The sequence below is a fragment of the Marivita sp. genome (assembly GCF_022763305.1).
Lineage (GTDB): Bacteria > Pseudomonadota > Alphaproteobacteria > Rhodobacterales > Rhodobacteraceae > Marivita.
In genome coordinates, this window is sequence record NZ_JALEGT010000055.1 from 19250 (window position 1) to 35022 (window position 15773).

Annotated in this window: 14 protein-coding genes; 10 read left to right on the forward strand and 4 right to left on the reverse strand. The window is 64.5% G+C overall.

What is annotated here, in order from left to right; all coding sequences use genetic code 11:
• The first annotated feature begins 35 nt into the window (after positions 1–35).
• The 5 genes from MRY75_RS10745 to rarD all read left to right on the forward strand — a co-directional run bounded on the left by MRY75_RS10745 (position 36) and on the right by rarD (position 6097).
• Positions 36–3053, forward strand: coding sequence for a sarcosine oxidase subunit alpha family protein (locus tag MRY75_RS10745; protein ID WP_292307668.1), 3018 nt, complete (start codon positions 36–38; stop codon positions 3051–3053).
• Positions 3046–3618: a sarcosine oxidase subunit gamma gene (locus tag MRY75_RS10750; RefSeq protein WP_292307670.1), complete on the forward strand. Its 573-nt coding sequence runs from the start codon at positions 3046–3048 to the stop codon at positions 3616–3618. The genes MRY75_RS10745 and MRY75_RS10750 overlap by 8 nt, the downstream gene beginning before the upstream one ends.
• Positions 3619–3739: 121 nt before the next feature.
• Positions 3740–4348 carry a superoxide dismutase gene (locus MRY75_RS10755; protein ID WP_292307671.1) on the forward strand — a complete coding sequence of 203 codons (609 nt, stop codon included), beginning with the start codon at positions 3740–3742 and terminating at the stop codon, positions 4346–4348.
• Between the two features lie 71 nt (positions 4349–4419).
• Positions 4420–5067, forward strand: a complete 648-nt coding sequence (locus tag MRY75_RS10760) for a glutathione S-transferase family protein (protein WP_292307672.1) — start codon at positions 4420–4422, stop codon at positions 5065–5067.
• A 76-nt stretch (positions 5068–5143) separates the two neighbouring features.
• Positions 5144–6097 (forward strand): EamA family transporter RarD, encoded by a 954-nt coding sequence (gene rarD / locus MRY75_RS10765; RefSeq protein ID WP_292307673.1) that lies wholly within the window; start codon positions 5144–5146, stop codon positions 6095–6097.
• Here the strand turns inward: rarD and MRY75_RS10770 are convergent.
• Positions 6004–6555, reverse strand: a complete 552-nt coding sequence (locus tag MRY75_RS10770; RefSeq protein WP_292307674.1) for a TIGR00730 family Rossman fold protein — start codon at positions 6553–6555, stop codon at positions 6004–6006. The genes rarD and MRY75_RS10770 overlap by 94 nt on opposite strands.
• A gap of 113 nt (positions 6556–6668) precedes the next feature.
• On the opposite strand from MRY75_RS10770, the gene MRY75_RS10775 reads away from it, so the two are divergent.
• Positions 6669–8240 (forward strand): LysM peptidoglycan-binding domain-containing protein, encoded by a 1572-nt coding sequence (locus tag MRY75_RS10775; protein ID WP_292307676.1) that lies wholly within the window; start codon positions 6669–6671, stop codon positions 8238–8240.
• A 169-nt stretch (positions 8241–8409) separates the two neighbouring features.
• Positions 8410–8994, forward strand: coding sequence for an HNH endonuclease (locus MRY75_RS10780; protein ID WP_292307678.1), 585 nt, complete (start codon positions 8410–8412; stop codon positions 8992–8994).
• Positions 8995–9336: 342 nt separating this feature from the next.
• Here the strand turns inward: MRY75_RS10780 and eda are convergent, their stop codons facing one another.
• Positions 9337–9981 (reverse strand): bifunctional 4-hydroxy-2-oxoglutarate aldolase/2-dehydro-3-deoxy-phosphogluconate aldolase, encoded by a 645-nt coding sequence (gene eda / locus MRY75_RS10785; protein ID WP_292307680.1) that lies wholly within the window; start codon positions 9979–9981, stop codon positions 9337–9339.
• A gap of 42 nt (positions 9982–10023) precedes the next feature.
• Positions 10024–11835 (reverse strand): phosphogluconate dehydratase, encoded by a 1812-nt coding sequence (gene edd, locus MRY75_RS10790; RefSeq protein WP_292307682.1) that lies wholly within the window; start codon positions 11833–11835, stop codon positions 10024–10026.
• Between the two features lie 207 nt (positions 11836–12042).
• On the opposite strand from edd, the gene MRY75_RS10795 reads away from it, so the two are divergent.
• Genes MRY75_RS10795 through MRY75_RS10805 form a run of 3 tightly spaced genes read left to right on the forward strand, consistent with a single transcriptional unit; the run spans position 12043 to position 14506 of the window.
• The gene (locus MRY75_RS10795) at positions 12043–12681 is read left to right on the forward strand and encodes a DUF6778 family protein (RefSeq protein WP_292307684.1); all 639 of its coding nucleotides are present in this window, start codon (positions 12043–12045) and stop codon (positions 12679–12681) included.
• A gap of 50 nt (positions 12682–12731) precedes the next feature.
• Positions 12732–13928: an RSP_2647 family RNA methyltransferase gene (locus MRY75_RS10800; protein WP_292307685.1), complete on the forward strand. Its 1197-nt coding sequence runs from the start codon at positions 12732–12734 to the stop codon at positions 13926–13928.
• Positions 13925–14506, forward strand: a complete 582-nt coding sequence (locus MRY75_RS10805) for an RSP_2648 family PIN domain-containing protein (RefSeq protein WP_292307687.1) — start codon at positions 13925–13927, stop codon at positions 14504–14506. The genes MRY75_RS10800 and MRY75_RS10805 overlap by 4 nt, the downstream gene beginning before the upstream one ends.
• Before the next feature lie 45 nt (positions 14507–14551).
• Here the strand turns inward: MRY75_RS10805 and MRY75_RS10810 are convergent, their stop codons facing one another.
• On the reverse strand, positions 14552–15745 hold the full coding sequence (locus MRY75_RS10810) for a peptidoglycan DD-metalloendopeptidase family protein (RefSeq protein WP_292307689.1): 1194 nt from the start codon (positions 15743–15745) through the stop codon (positions 14552–14554).
• Between the last annotated feature and the right edge of the window lie 28 nt (positions 15746–15773).

A 15773-nucleotide genomic window follows, 5' to 3' on the forward strand; every position in this document is an offset into this window, starting at 1 on the left:
GCTCCGACGCCTCCGCCAGCGCCAAGGTCTGACTTATGAGCACCCGCGTTCAAACCCAGGGCCGCCTGATCAACCGCGACCGGCCTGTGTCCTTCAAGTTCAACGGTGCCCTGATGAAGGGCTACCAGGGCGACACGCTTGCCTCGGCACTTCTGGCCAATGACCAGATGCTGATGGGGCGCAGCTTCAAATACCACCGCCCGCGCGGCGTCGTGGCCTCGGGATCCGAGGAGCCCAATGCGCTCGTCAATCTGGGCGAGGGCAACCGGTTCGAACCGAACCAGCGCGCCACCTCAACCGAGATTTTCCACGGGCTGACCGCCACCAGCCAGAACCACTGGCCGTCGCTGGAGTACGACATCGGCATCGTGAACAACGTGCTGGCCCGCTTCCTGAGCGCGGGCTTCTATTACAAGATGTTCATCCACCCGCGTCCGTTCTGGAAATACGTCTACGAACCCTTCATCCGCCACTCCGCCGGTCTGGGCAAAGCCCCGGATGCCGAAGCGCGCGACGAAGACCGGTACGAGCATTTCTACGCCTTCACCGACGTTCTGGTGATCGGCGGCGGGGTGGCCGGTCTGCAATCCGCGCTGACCGCGGCCCGCGCCGGGGCCAAGGTGCTGCTGCTGGAACAGACCCCGCATCTGGGTGGCCGTGCGCCGGTCGACGGTGGCACCATCGACGGCCTGTCGCCCGAGGCCTGGGTCGAAAAGGCTCGTGCCGAGCTTGAGGCACTGCCCAACGCCCAAATACGCACCCGCACCATGGGGGCAGGCGTCTATGACCACGGCTACGTGCTGGGCTACGAACGCCTGACCGACCACGCGCCCGAAACCGCTGGCCCGCGCCACCGCCTGTGGCGCATCCGTGCGGCCCAGATCATCACCGCAACCGGGGCCATCGAACGCCCGCTCAGCTTTGCGGGCAACGACATTCCCGGCGTGATGCTGGCCTCCGCCGTGCGCGATTACCTTATGAACTACGGCGTCAGCCCCGGTGACCGGACTGTGGTTGTCACCAACAATGACGACGCCTACCGCACCGCGATTGCGCTGGTGCAGGCGGGCCTCAAGGTGCCCGCGATCCTCGACGCTCGCCCGCAGGGCGGTGGCGCGCTGATGGACGAGGCCAAGGCGCTTGGCATCCGGGTCGAAACCGGGGCGGCAGCAGTCAAGGTCAAAGGCGCGAAACGCGTGCATTCAGTGTGTCGTGGCGTGCAGGCAGGCGAAGGCGAAGTGCTGGAGGAAATCTTCTGCGATGCCGTCGCCATGTCCGGCGGCTGGTCGCCGGTGGTGCATCTCTGGTCCCATTGCGGCGGCAAGCTGACATGGGATGCGGATCAGGCTGCCTTCCGCCCCGATCACGACCGCGCGCCCACCAGCCATGACGGCAACCCGTTTGTCATCGCCTCCGGTGCTGCCGACGGTGCGTTCCATCTGAAGGACGTGCTGCAGAACGCTGCTAACGCTGGAAAAACCGCCGCAGGGCGTGTCGGTGCTGAAGGGGTCGACAGCGCCGCGCCAAGCGGCGATGCGCCCGAGGAAGCGCCGCTTGTCCCGGTCTGGATGATGCCGCAAGGCGCGCAGAAGAAGCTGCGCATGAAGGCGTGGCTCGACTACCAGAACGACGTGAAAGTCTCTGACGTGCAACTGGCCGCGCAGGAAGGGTTCGAGTCGGTAGAACATACCAAGCGCTACACCACGCTCGGTATGGCGACGGATCAAGGGAAACTCAGCAACATCAACGGCCTTGCGACCCTTGCTAAAGCATTGGATGCAGAGATTCCGCAGGTCGGCACCACCACGTTCCGCCCGCCCTATACCCCCATCTCGATGGGTGCGATTGCAGGTGAGGCCCGTGGCGAGATTTTCCAGCCTATCCGCAAAACCCCGATGCATGCCTGGCACGAAGCCCACGGTGCGCATTGGGAACCGGTCGGCCATTGGCGGCGTCCCTATGCCTTCCCGAAATCCGGCGAAAGCGTGCATGACGCGGTCAAGCGCGAGGTGCTTGCCACGCGCAACAGCCTCGGCCTGCTGGACGCCTCGACCCTTGGCAAGATCATCGTCAAGGGGCCGGACGCGGGCCGCTTCCTCGACATGCTCTACACCAACATGATGAGCACGCTGAAACCGGGCAAATGCCGCTACGGTCTGATGTGCACCGAAAACGGCTTCCTTACCGATGACGGCGTGGTCGCGCGGATCGACGAGGACACGTTCCTCTGCCACACTACCACCGGCGGCGCGGACCGCATCCATGCCCATATGGAAGAGTGGCTGCAAACCGAATGGTGGGACTGGAAGGTCTGGACCGTCAACGCGACGGAACAGTTCGCGCAGGTCGCCGTGGTTGGCCCGAATGCCCGTAAGCTGTTGGAAAAGCTGGGCGGCATGGACGTGTCCAAAGAGGCGCTTGCTTTCATGGAATGGAAAGACGGCACCCTTGGCGGGTTCCCGGTGCGGGCCTATCGCATCTCGTTCTCGGGTGAACTCAGCTATGAAATCGCCGTGCCCGCCAATCTGGGCCGCGCCTTCTGGGACGCTCTGATCGAGGCCGGCAAGGAGTGGGACATCACGCCTTACGGCACCGAGGCGCTGCACATCATGCGGGCCGAGAAGGGCTTCATCATGATCGGGGATGAGACCGACGGCACGGTGATCCCGCAGGATCTGGGCCTCGACTGGGCGATCTCGAAGAAGAAAGAAGATTACATCGGCAAGCGCGCACAGGCGCGGTCGCACATGACCGATCCCAAGCGCTGGAAACTGGTGGGTCTGGAAACGCTCGACGGGTCGGTGCTCAAGGACGGCGCCTATGCCATCGCCGAGGGCACCAACGAGAACGGTCAGACCAACACGCAGGGCCGTGTGACCTCGACCTATCACAGCCCGACGCTGAACAAGGGCATCGCCATGGGTCTGGTGCTGAACGGCCCCGACCGCATGGGCGAGGTGATCAGCTTTACCAACGGGGACAACCCGGCCAAGAAAGCCCGGATCGTGAGCCCCGTGTTCTTTGATCCCGAGGGGGAGAAGCAGAATGTCTGACGTGGCACTGGCGCTGGGTGGCGCAACCTTCGACGGTCTGGTGAAGATCGAGGAACTGGCCGGGCAGGGCATGATCACGCTAAGGGGCGACCTGACGGACAAGGCCATCGTCGCAGCGGTCAAGCATGTGTTCGGCGTGACCCTGCCGGGCACCCGCGAGACCGCGTTTGCGGGCAGCACTGGCGCGCTCTGGATGTCTCCGGACGAGGCTTTGCTGCTTTGCCCCTACGACGCGGCGCAGACCAAGGCCGATGACCTGGCCGCCAAACTGGCGGACGCGCATGCGCTGGTGGTCAACGTCTCGGACGCCCGTGCAGTGTTCCAGCTCAGGGGCAGGATGCTGCGTGAGGTGATCGCGAAACTGGCCCCGGTCGACATGTCGCCGGAGGCGTTCACGCCGGGTATGGTGCGCCGGACCCGCATGGCGCAGGTTGCCGCCGCCTTCTGGATGGACGACGCCAGCACGGCACGGGTGGTCTGCTTCCGGTCGGTCGCTGCGTATATGTTCGGCCTCCTGAGCACGTCGGCGGATGACGCGGCTGCGGTGAACCATTTCGCCGGCTGACGCGTTCTTCGTCTGACAGGCGGGATTTATCCCGGAATGGCACGCGCCCGGGGTTGACCTCGGGCAGCCACCGCATCACCTATGCCTGTGTAATTTGACGCACCAACGAGGGGACACCACCATGGCTTTCGAACTTCCTGATCTGCCCTACGCCCATGACGCGCTGGCCAGCAAAGGCATGTCCAAAGAGACACTCGAATACCACCACGACCTGCACCACAAGGCCTATGTCGACAACGGCAACAAGCTGATTGCCGGCACCGAATGGGACGGCAAGTCGATGGAAGAGATCATCAAGGGCACCTACGATCCCAAGGCCGTGGCGCAGAACGGCATCTTCAACAACATCAGCCAGTTGTGGAACCACAACCAGTTCTGGGAGATGATGGGCCCGGGCGACAACAAGATGCCGGGCGAACTTGAAAGCCGTATTTCCGATGCGTTCGGGTCGGTCGAAAAGTTCAAGGAAGACTTCTCTGCTGCCGGCGCAGGCCAGTTCGGCTCTGGCTGGGCGTGGCTGGTCGTCGACACCGATGGTTCGCTGAAGATCACCAAGACCGAGAACGGCGTGAACCCGCTCTGCTTTGATCAGACGGCGCTTCTGGGCTGCGACGTGTGGGAACACTCCTACTACATCGACTTCCGCAACAAGCGTCCGGCGTATCTGGCCAACTTCCTCGACAATCTGGTCAACTGGGAAAACGTGGCCGAGCGTCTGTCGAACGCCTGATCGGTTTGACACCGAGATCGAAAAGCCCTGTCACTGCGACAGGGCTTTTTTCATGCCGGACACCGTGAGCCATGCTGCGCATCTACACCTCTGATCATTCGCTTTACTGCGCCAAGCTGCGCATCCTGCTGCGCCACAAGCAGATCGCCTTCGAGGAGGCGCCCCCGCCCGGTGGTGGTGGGTCGGCGGAGTACCTGTCGATTGTGCCGTCGGGCAACATCCCGGCGCTGGTCGATGGCGATCTGGTTCTGACCGACAGCGAGGCGATTGCCGAATATCTTGAGGAAAAACACCCGGAACGGCCCATGCTGCCCGACACGCTGGTGGGGCGGGCCCTGTCGCGGGAACGGTCGCGTTTTTCGGACACGCGGCTGGAACCGGCCCTGCGCCTGACCTTTCCCCATGTCTCGCCCGCGACACGCGATGCTCAGGCGATCACCGAGGCCCATGCCATGATCACCAAACGCCTTGTGGCGCTGGGGGTAATGCTGGATCGCTCGCCGCTGCCCCGCGACCGTCTGTGGATGGGGGATTGTGGGACCATCGTCACGCTGGAATGGATCGCACTGTTCGAAGGCCCGGTCATCCCCGCGCTGGACTGGCCCGAGGCGGTCAAGACCTATCGCGCGCAGATGCTGGCGCACAAAGCCGTCGCCGATGAGATGACCGCCTACCGCCCCGAGATGCTGCACTACGTGCGGGAGAAAGGCGCGCTTTGATCCGCTGCTGCAAAGCGGGCCGCGTGCTCTTGTGCTTCCCCGCATCGCCCGATACCGCTGGCGGTGGAGGCCCACTATGACTGACACCCGCAAAGGCGTTCTCGCACTTGTCGCCGCCTGCGCAATCTGGGGCCTCTCCGGCCTGTTCTACAAGGCGCTCAGCGATGTCCCGTCGCACGAGGTGCTGGCCCATCGGACGGTCTGGTCGCTGGTGTTCTTCGGTCTGGTTCTGGGGCTTCAGGGGCGGTTGCACATGCTCTGGCGTGCGGTCGCCAACCCGGCATCCCGCAAAGTGATCGCAGCGGCAGCGATTTTCATTTCGATCAACTGGTTCCTGTTCATCTGGTCCATCCATGCCGGTCGCGCGACCGAAGCCTCGATGGGCTATTACATCTTTCCCCTCGTCGCGGTGCTGATCGGGCGCGTGGTGCTGGGCGAACAGCTCAGCCGGACCCAATGGGTGGCCATCACGCTGGCGGCGTCCGGTGTGCTGTCGCTGACGGTCGGCTTGCACATCGTCCCATGGATCTCGCTCGTGCTGGCCAGCACATTCGGCCTATACGGTCTGATCAAGAAGCGGCTGGATCTTGGCCCGGTGGTGTCGGTCTCGGCAGAGGTTCTGCTCCTCTGCCCGTTGGGATTGGGCTGGCTGGTCTACCTGCACAGTTCGGGGCAGGGTGGAGCGTTCGGGCAGGATCTGACGCAGTCGCTCCTGCTGATGGCGGCGGGGCCGATCACCGCCATGCCGCTGATCCTGTTCTCCTATGGCGCAAGACGGCTGACGCTCTCGACGGTGGGGATCGTGCAATACATCAACCCGACGCTGCAGTTCCTTGTCGCCGTCCTGATCTTCGGCGAGCCGTTCACCACGGTCCACCTGATCGCCTTTGCCTTGATCTGGACCGCGCTCGCCGTCTATTCCAGCAGCGCCTTCACTCAGGACAGGGCGCGGCGCAGGACGGTGATGGTGTCGGAAGCCGAAGTCGTGGTCTCCACGAACCCGAGCAGCGACGCATCTGCAAAACCCTGATCGACCACGTGGTCGAGAAGTGCCGACAACGGAGCCCAATAGTCGTCCACGCTCAGAAGAATGATGGGTTTGCCATGCAGGCCAAGCTGCCGCCAGGTGAGCACCTCGAAAAACTCGTCCAGCGACCCGGCGCCACCCGGCAGGACGACGATGGCATCTGCGTTCATCACCATCACCTTTTTGCGCTCGTGCATGGTTTCGGTGATGATGAAGCGGGTGAGGTCCGTCTTGCCCACCTCGAGATCCATGAGATGCGTCGGGATCACCCCGAACGTATCGCCGCCCGCAGTCTGCGCGGCGCGCGCCACCGTGCCCATCAGCCCGACATCGCCCGCGCCATAGACCAGCCGCCAGCCTTCGCCAGCGATTGCACGGCCCAGGGCATCCGCCGCTTCGGCAAAGGCCGGGTTTCGGCCCGGACGTGAGCCGCAATAGACACATATGGATTTCGGGATCATGGGCGCGCGTCCTTGACAAGTTCCGGGAAGTTGCCTCGTGATACCTGCGTTGATAGAGACGCTCAACTGCACGAATGGCACAGAGACGTTGCGTTACGGACACTTGGGGTAAGATGAGCAAATTCGCTTTGGCAAACGGCACGTCCGGTCTTGTTCTCGGAGGTGTGGCTGCAGTGGGTGCAGTGGTGCTGGCCATCTATGCCAGCGGAGCGCTGTTTCCCAAGGACGGGTCCGACATTCCCGCAGCGCAAGTGGCGGTGCAGCCCGATGTCGATGTGGCCCCTGCACCGGTGGCCGAAGCGTCCCAACCCACAGAGCCGTCACCGGTTGCGCCGCCACCGGCAGCGGATGCGGGTGCAACCCAAGACGACAGCGCGGTTGTCGAGCAGGAGGCAGTGCCCGAGGTGTCGGAAGAGGCCGCAGCCGAGAGTGTCGCGACCGATGACCCCGAGGCACAGCCTGAACCGGCACCGGCACCCGTGGCGCCGGCCTTTGATATCGTGCGCGTGGCGCCTGACGGCCAGACCCTTGTTGCCGGTCGTGCGCCGGGGGCTGGCGTCGTGGCGATCCTCGTGGACGGCGTGGAGGCAGGGCGCGCCGACGTGGACGGGTCTGGGAAATTCGTGGCGTTTCTTGATCTTCCAGCCAGCACGGTGCCCCGCGTCGTGAGCCTGCTGTCTGAAGGTGATCTTGGCGTGGTGGAAAGCGCCGATCAGGTGATCCTTGCGCCAGTGGTGCAAACTGCCGAGGTCACGGTGCCCGAGGCCGAGGTAACGCCAGCTCCGGACACACAAGACGCGCCCGAGGCCGAGGCGACGCCAGCCCCAGACGCCCAAGTCGCGCCCGCCCCGGTCGAGATGGCGGCCCTGCCGGAAGCGGACGAGACAGCTGCGGTGCCGGAAAGCCAGCCCGCCGAACCCGACGCGGAAAGCGCTGGGGCACAAGGGGATACAATTGTCGAGGATGCACCCGTGGACCCTGCCGGGGCCGCGCCCGTGATCGCGCAACCCGCGGCACCCGATGGTCCGCGCGCACCGGACGCCGCTCCGGTCGATGAGGTGGCAGCGCTGCCGTCTCCTGTGGCCCCGGCGCCGGAACAGGTGTCGCCAGCCGAGCCTGTGGCAGCAACCTCACCTGCACCAAGCGCCCCGACGGTGATCCTGTCGACCGAGGCGGGTGTGGACATCCTTCAGACCGGCGGGGACGCGCCCGAAGCGCTGGACCAGATCGCGCTGGATGCGATCACCTACGAGGATGCGGGGGCCGTTGCGTTGTCCGGACGCGGGACCGTGGATGAATTCGTGCGCGTCTATCTCGACAATCAGCCGATCCTGACCACCGAAATCGGGGCAGACGGCCAGTGGCGGGCAGAGCTGCCGGACGTCGATACCGGCACCTACACGCTGCGGGTGGATGCGGTGGATGCGTCAGGCGACGTGACCTCGCGGGTCGAAAGCCCGTTCCGCCGCGAGGACCCGGCGGCGCTAGCCGCGGCGGCCGACCGGGTCGCCGGACCCTCGGTGATCAAGGTCGTGACGGTGCAGCCCGGCAACACGCTCTGGGCCATTGCACGGGACCGATACGGCGAAGGCCCGGCCTATGTGAAGGTCTTCGAGGCCAACCGGGACCGCATCCGCGATCCCGATCTGATCTATCCCGGACAGGTCTTTTCGATCCCGGATTGATCCGGCTGTCACGCAGCTGTGATTTTCCTGCGGTAGCCCTGCGACACACACAGCATATTGCGGGGCTTGTCGGATGCTTTCCGCGATATATAGTGTTCATCATAGACCGGGGCGGGGGCTCCCGTCCTGAGGCTGGAACAGGCAGACAGGGCAGGAGACGAGTCCCCCCATGGATGGTAACTTCAGAACGGCATTTGTACGCGAACCGGGTGCGTTGAAACACCACCCGGCCTTGGTACTGAATGCGGATTACAGGCCCTTGTCCTATTATCCGCTGTCGCTGTGGCCGTGGCAGGATGCGGTCAAGGCGGCGTTTCTCGACAGGGTCGATATCATCGCCGAATATGACGAGGTGGTCCGCAGCCCCTCGATGACGCTCCGAATACCGAGCGTGGTGGTGCTCAAGGATTACGTCAAACCGCAAAAGCGCGTGGCCTTCACGCGCTTTAATCTTTTTTTGAGGGATGAATTCCGCTGCCAGTATTGCGGTGCCAAGGGCGAACTGACCTTCGATCATGTCGTGCCGCGAGCCTCGGGCGGGATCACGTCCTGGGAAAACGTCGTGGCCGCCTGTGCGCCGTGCAACCTGCGCAAAGGGTCGAAAAGCCTGCGGCAAGCGGGATTGGCCCTGCGCAAGCCGCCGCGCCAGCCGGGGGCGCAGGAGCTTTTGAACATGGGACGCAAGTTTCCGCCCAACCACCTGCATGACAGCTGGATGGATTTTCTCTACTGGGACGCCGAACTGGAAGCGTGACCGGTCTGGTGTGTCTCGTGGCCCGGTGGGCCGCGATCCCGAAGTGTTTAAGAGGTGACGTCACCTGAGTTGGGTGGACATCCTATCCCCCGTGCAGAACCTCTGACGAGGCTCCGAACCTGTACCCCGAAGGGCCTGTGAAACGCGTCTCTCAAGGTCTGAACGCTGGGCGTCCGCAGAGAGAGGGTAGTCGCCTGGGGTGTTCCGCCAAAAGACGAAACGGGTATCGGATCCAATGGGCGGGAGGTATCGGCGCGTTTCGTTAACAACCACTCAAAGGATCGTGCGATGGTCAGGCGTTCTGAGGCGCCTTGAAACGCGCCTTTGAAGGCGCTTTGGCGCTTACCTCGACAGTTGTGCGGCTTCGCGGGCCAGCTCCTCTATGGCGTTCCAGTCGCCTTTGGAGACGAGATCTTTCGGCGCAACCCAGCTTCCACCTGCGCAGAGCACGTTGGACAGGCCCAGATAGTCCGGCGCGTTCTTCAGCGACACGCCCCCTGTCGGGCAGAACCGCACCTGCGGGATCGGCGCGCCGATGGCCTTGAGTGCGGGCGCGCCGCCATTGGCCTCGGCGGGAAAGAACTTCTGCACGGTATAGCCACGCTCCAGCAGTGCCATCGCCTCGGATGCGGTTGCGGCCCCCGGCAGGAGCGGCAGGTCCGCCGCTTCACAGGCGTCGAGCAAGCGGTCGGTAGCCCCGGGTGACACGCCGAACCGCGCCCCTGCGGCAACGGCGTTCTGCACATCCGACGGGGTGAGCAGGGTGCCCGCGCCGACAACGCCGCCTTCGACCTGCGCCATCTCGCGGATGACATCAAGCGCGGCCTCGGTGCGCAGCGTGACTTCGAGCACCGGCAAGCCGCCCGCGACAAGCGCTTCTGCCAAGGGACGGGCGACGCTTGCATCGTCTACCACAAGCACCGGGATGATCGGTGCCAGGCGGCAGAGTTTCTCGCTTGCGACGCTGGCCTGAAGGGGTGTGATCATGTTTAATTCCTGTAGGTTATGGTGCGTTATTTATGTGATGCGTTAAACAACGACACCTGCGCCGAATTCTGCCAATCCCACGTTTTCGCGGAAGGCCGCAAACAGCTCGCGCCCGACGCCGTGGCCATTGCCACTCAGATCCGCAGTCACGGGATCGCGCTGGTCGAAGTCTTCGGCGAGACAGTCGATCCTGCCGCTCACCGCATCGACGCGCAGCAGGTCCCCATCGCGGACCCGTGCCAAGGGGCCACCCTTGGCAGCCTCTGGCGAGACATGGATGGCCGAGGGCACCTTGCCCGATGCGCCGGACATGCGCCCATCGGTGACAAGCGCCACCTTGAGGCCGCGATCCTGCAGCACCGCGAGAGTGGGGGTCAGGCTGTGCAGTTCCGGCATCCCGTTCGAGCTGGGGCCCTGGAAGCGGACCACCACAACGGTGTCTTCGGTGAATTCGCCGTTCTTGAAGGCGGTTTTCACGTCTTCCTGATCGTGGAACACGCGGGCCTTGGCCTCGATCACGTGGCGTTCCGGGGCGACGGCGGAGGTTTTCATCATGCCCTTGCCCAGATTGCCCTCAAGCTGCTTGAGACCGCCCGTGGGCTGGAACGGATCGTTGGCGGGGCGGAGGATCTTGTCGTTCTGGGTTTCCCCCGCACCGGGGCCGTAGACGACGCGGCCGTCTGCGAATTTCGGTTCCTGCGTGTAAAGGTGCAGGCCATCCCCTGCGACCGTCTTGACGTCTTCGTGCAGCAGCCCGGCCTTGAGCAACTCGCCGATCATGAAGCCCAGACCCCCCGCCGCGTGGAAGTGGTTCACATCGGCCAGACCGTTCGGATAGACCTTTGCCATGAGCGGCGTGACCGAGGAGATGTCCTCGAAATCCTCGAGCCGAAGCTCCACACCGGCGGCCCGCGCCATCGCGGGAAGGTGCAGCACAAGGTTGGTCGACCCGCCCGTGGCCATCAGGCCCACGATGCCGTTCACAAACGCCTTTTCGTCCAGCACGTCGCAGACCGGGCGGTAATCATTGCCAAGCTGCGTGATCTCGAGTGCGCGTTCCGTGCCCGCCACCGTCAGCGCCTCGCGCAGGGGGGTACCGGGATTGACAAAGCTGCTGCCCGGCAGGTGCAGGCCCATGAATTCCATGAGCATCTGGTTGGAATTGGCGGTGCCGTAGAAAGTGCAGGTGCCGGGGCTGTGGTAGGAGGCCATTTCGGCCTTCATCAACTCGTCGCGGCCCACTTCGCCTGCAGCGAATTTCTGGCGCACCTTGGCCTTTTCGTCATTCGGAAGGCCCGAGGGCATGGGACCGGCGGGAATGAAGATGCCCGGCAGGTAGCCGAAGGTTCCTGCAGCAATAACCAGTCCGGGCACGATCTTGTCGCAGACACCAAGATAGAGCGCGGAGTCGAAGGTGTTGTGGCTGAGAGCGACCCCGGCGGCCAGAGCGATGACATCGCGCGAGAAGAGCGACAGTTCCATCCCGACCTGGCCTTGGGTGACGCCGTCGCACATGGCGGGCACGCCACCTGCCACCTGGGCCGTGCCACCGGCGGCGCGCGCCGCATTCCTGATGAGATCGGGATATTTTTCAAAGGGTTGGTGCGCCGAGAGCATGTCATTATAGGCGGTGACGATGCCGATATTCGGGCTGCGTTCGGTGGCCAGCTTGCCTTGATCCTGTCCCATCGCGGCATAGGCATGGGCCTGATTGCCACAGCTCAGATGGGCGCGGCGGGGCCCTTCGGCGGCGGCCTGTCGCATCCGCTCCATGTAGCGGCCGCGCGAGGTGTCGGAGCGTTCCTGAACACGTTCCGTGACCCGTTTGATCGTGTCGTTCAGTGCCTGTGCCATGATGCCTCCGCGCAAGATCAGCCGTTGGTTCATCGCTCATGTAGTGAAGTTAGCGCTAACAGTAAAGGTCTATGTCACGCGTGCCGAGCTTGCGCGGTTCGACACCTGTGCCTCAAATTGTACCGTTTTTGCCCCGTTCCGGTCCATTTGTCGGGTCACAGTCCCCTTGAGCACCCAAAGCCCGGTAGCGAAAAAAGAGGCACCGTCATGTCGACCCTGTTCAAATCCCTGATGGCCATGATTCTCTTCGTGAGCCTGACCGCCTGCGGCACAGCGCCGATGGCCACGCGCTCGGCGATGCCGGATGACACGCTGTTGGTCGGGACACTGCCACCGGATGTGCGGATCGACAGTTTCACCGTGACCGTGCCGCGCTCGCTCAAGGTGAACGAACGCAATCTGTATTACCCCGTTGGAGATATCGTCTGGCGGGGTGAGCCCCGCGGGGATCGACATGCACAGGTCGAGGCGATGTTCGAAGCGGGCCTCCGCTTTGCCGCCCCGCGCATCGAGGGCACCCGGCCGGTACGTCTGGACGTGCAGGTGACGCGCTTCCATTCGCTGTCGGAAAAGGCCCGCTACACGGTCGGAGGTGTCCACGATATCGACTTCCGGTATCGTCTCGTGGATCTGGACACCGGTCTGCCGCTTGGCCCGTCAAAGCTGGTCAACGCAGACCTGAACGGTCTGGGCGGACAGGCCGCGCTCGAGGCCGAAGGGCGCGGAGAGACCCAGAAGGCGCGCATCATCGCGCATCTGTCGCAGGTCTTTGTCGAGGAACTGACGCTGCCCGGGGGCCACGTGACCGCCAATCTGGGCCTTTTGCAGGCGATCAACGATCTCTGAGCCGAAAAGACAGCTTTCCCCTTTGGAGCGAGGGGCGTAAAGGGGGCGGTATGACACCGTCCCCTTTGCCTGTTCTGCGCCTCCTGCCCAAGACGAAACCGCAAGCCATCCGGCGCGGCTACCCTTGGGTTTACGCCAACGAGGTCGTCACCGACCGCCGCACCCGTGCGATGGCACCGGGCTCGATCGCCGTGCTCGAGGATGCAGAGCGCAGCCCGATGGCGCTGGTGGCGGTGAACCCGAATTCCAAGATCATCGGCCGTGTTCTGGATGGTCCCGAGGCCAGCGCGCCGGATCAGGCGTGGTTCGCGGCGCGGTTGCGCAAGGCGCTTGCCTTGCGGGAACGACTGTTCGAGGCCCCCTTCTACCGGCTGATCCATGCCGAGGCGGACGGTCTGCCCGGTGTGATCATCGACCGGTTCGGCGACATCGCCGTGGTGCAGCCCAATGCGGCCTGGGCGGATGTGCTGCTGCCAGAGCTCGCAGCGGCCTTGGCCGAGGTGACGGGGGTGAGCACGATCCTCAAGAACGCCGGGGGCCGCGGGCGGAGTCTCGAAGGGCTGGACGATGTCGATGCCGTGCTGCTGGGCGATGCGCCGACAGCGCCGGTGCCCGTCGCGATGAACGGGGCCACCTATATGGCCGATCTGATGGGCGGGCAGAAGACGGGGCTGTTCTTCGACCAGCGTCCGAACCATGGCTTTGCCGCGCAGCTGGCGCAGGGGGCGCGGGTGCTGGACGTGTTTTCCCATGTCGGCGGGTTCGGACTGGCGGCACTTGCGGGGGGTGCCGTGTCGGCCCACTGCGTCGACGGGTCCGAGGCGGCCCTGGCGCTTGCCGCGCAGGGTGCAGACCGGATGGGGGCGGCGGACCGCCTGACCACAACCAAGGGCGATGCCTTTGCCGTGCTCACCGCATTGGGCGAAGAGCAGGCGCAGTACGATCTTGTGGTCTGCGACCCGCCCGCCTTTGCGCCGTCGAACAACGCCCGGGACGCGGGGCTTCGGGCATATGAACGGGTGGCGCGCCTCGCGGCACCGCTGGTGGCGGAAGATGGCTATCTCGTGCTCTGTTCCTGTTCGCACGCTGTTGATCTGTCGGCCTTTACCGGGGCCTGTCTGCGCGGCATCGGCCGGGCCGGGCGTCGCGCGCAACTGATCCATACCGGGCAGGCGGGGCCGGATCATCCGCTTCTGCCGCAACTGGCGGAATCGGGATACCTCAAAGCGCTGTTCTTCCGGCTGTGAAGGTCTGCCTCGACACCTGCGTGCTGTATCCGACGGTGATGCGCGAGGTGCTTCTGGGTGTGGCGGCGCAGGGCCTGTTCGAGCCGATCTGGTCCGATCGCATCCTTGGCGAATGGTCGCGCGCTGCGGCCAAGCTCGGTCCTGCCGGTCAGGTTCAGGCTGATGCCGAAATCGCGCTTGTGACAGCGCGCTGGCCCAAGGCAAAGGTGACGCCGCCGACAGGTCTGCTGGATCGATTGTGGCTGCCGGACAAGAATGACGTGCATGTTCTGGCCGCGGCCATCGCGGGTCATGCGGATGTCATCGTGACGGTCAATGCCAAGGACTTTCCGAGAGATATTCTTGCAGAAGAGGGGCTGTCCCGTGCCGATCCCGATGCATTTCTGCTTGGTCTGTTCGAAGGCTCACCCGGTCCGGTGGCCGCGGCGGTGGCCGATGTTCATGCAGAAGCGAACCGGTTGTCCGGCGAAATCTGGGATGTGCGCGCGCTCCTGAAAAAGGCCCGTCTTCCCCGTTTGGGAAAAGCGCTTTCCGTGCGCGGCCCCGATTATTCGCAGAATAATCGGGCACCCGTTTAAAAACCGTTAAGTCTCGTCCGGGAGCGTCGCGACGGGCGCAGGTGTTCAGCGCAGGTATTCCATCGGATCGACGCTGTCGAAGCCCTTGCGCACCTCGAAATGCACCCGGGACGGCTCGAAATCCGCGACCTTGGCAATAGCTTGCCCGCGGCTGACCGCATCGCCTTTGGCCACGGTGATGTTGTCCACATGGGTGTAGACGGTGAGCAGGTTGTCCGGATGCCGGATCACAAGGATGTTGATGCCGTCGGTGTTGCGGGTGATGGCTGCGACCTGACCGCTGGCGGCGGCCTTGACCGAGGTGCCGACAGCCGCGCCGATGTCGATGCCGTCATTGCGGCCCTTTGCGTATTCGCGGATGATGCTGCCCTGAACCGGGAAGGACATCGCCGCGTCAGAGGCGCTCGCAGCCGTCTGACGGCCCACATTCGCCAACGGAGCGGCCGCTGCCGCAGTCGCGGCTGCCGCTGCCGGAGCAGCGGTTTCCTCGGGAAGAGGCTGGGAGGCCGACGGCGGCTCGGGCGTGGGGGAGCCGGTGCCCGGCGGGGGGGGCGCCGTTTCCGGCTCGGAGGGGGCGGCCTCTGTCACCACGGGAATCAGCAGGTACTGGCCTTCGCGCAGGGTGAAATTGCTGTCGAGCCCGTTCCATTCCGCCAGGGACCGCACGGACACATTGTAAAGCCGGGCGATGGTAAAGGCCGTCTCGCCGCGCTTCACCTGGTGGCGGATCGGTTCGGTGCCGGTCTGGGGCGCCGGGCGGGCCGCGGCGGGTGTCGGTGCGGAGCGGTCGATCGCGTCGCTGGCCAGGGTCGTGATGTCGATCTCTGAAGCCGGTCGGATCGGACCGGTCGTCACTGCCCCGGTTGCGGGCGAGGGCTCGGCCACGCGGCGGGGCAGGGCGATGATTTCGCCCGCGCGCAGCGGATCGCCGGTCTGCACGCCGTTGTAGCGCGCCAGCTCGTCGGCGGGCAGTCCGACGCGGGCGGCCAACTGGGCCAGGGTGTCGCTACGCCGGGCCACGGCCACCTGGTAATTCGGGTAGGAGATCACGCCGCGATTGTCCGGTTGCGGTCGCGGGGCCGTGGCCGCGCGTGCGGCATCAGCGGTGTTGAACCCGCCATTCATCAAGCCACGCATGTCCAGATCCAGCGGTTCGGAACAGGCCGCGAGAAGCACAAGGACCGAGAGACTGGTGCCAACTCGAAAACCGGAACGAAGGGAAACTCTGCTTTCAGCCATGTCGATATCCTCAGATGCGCCGGTTGTC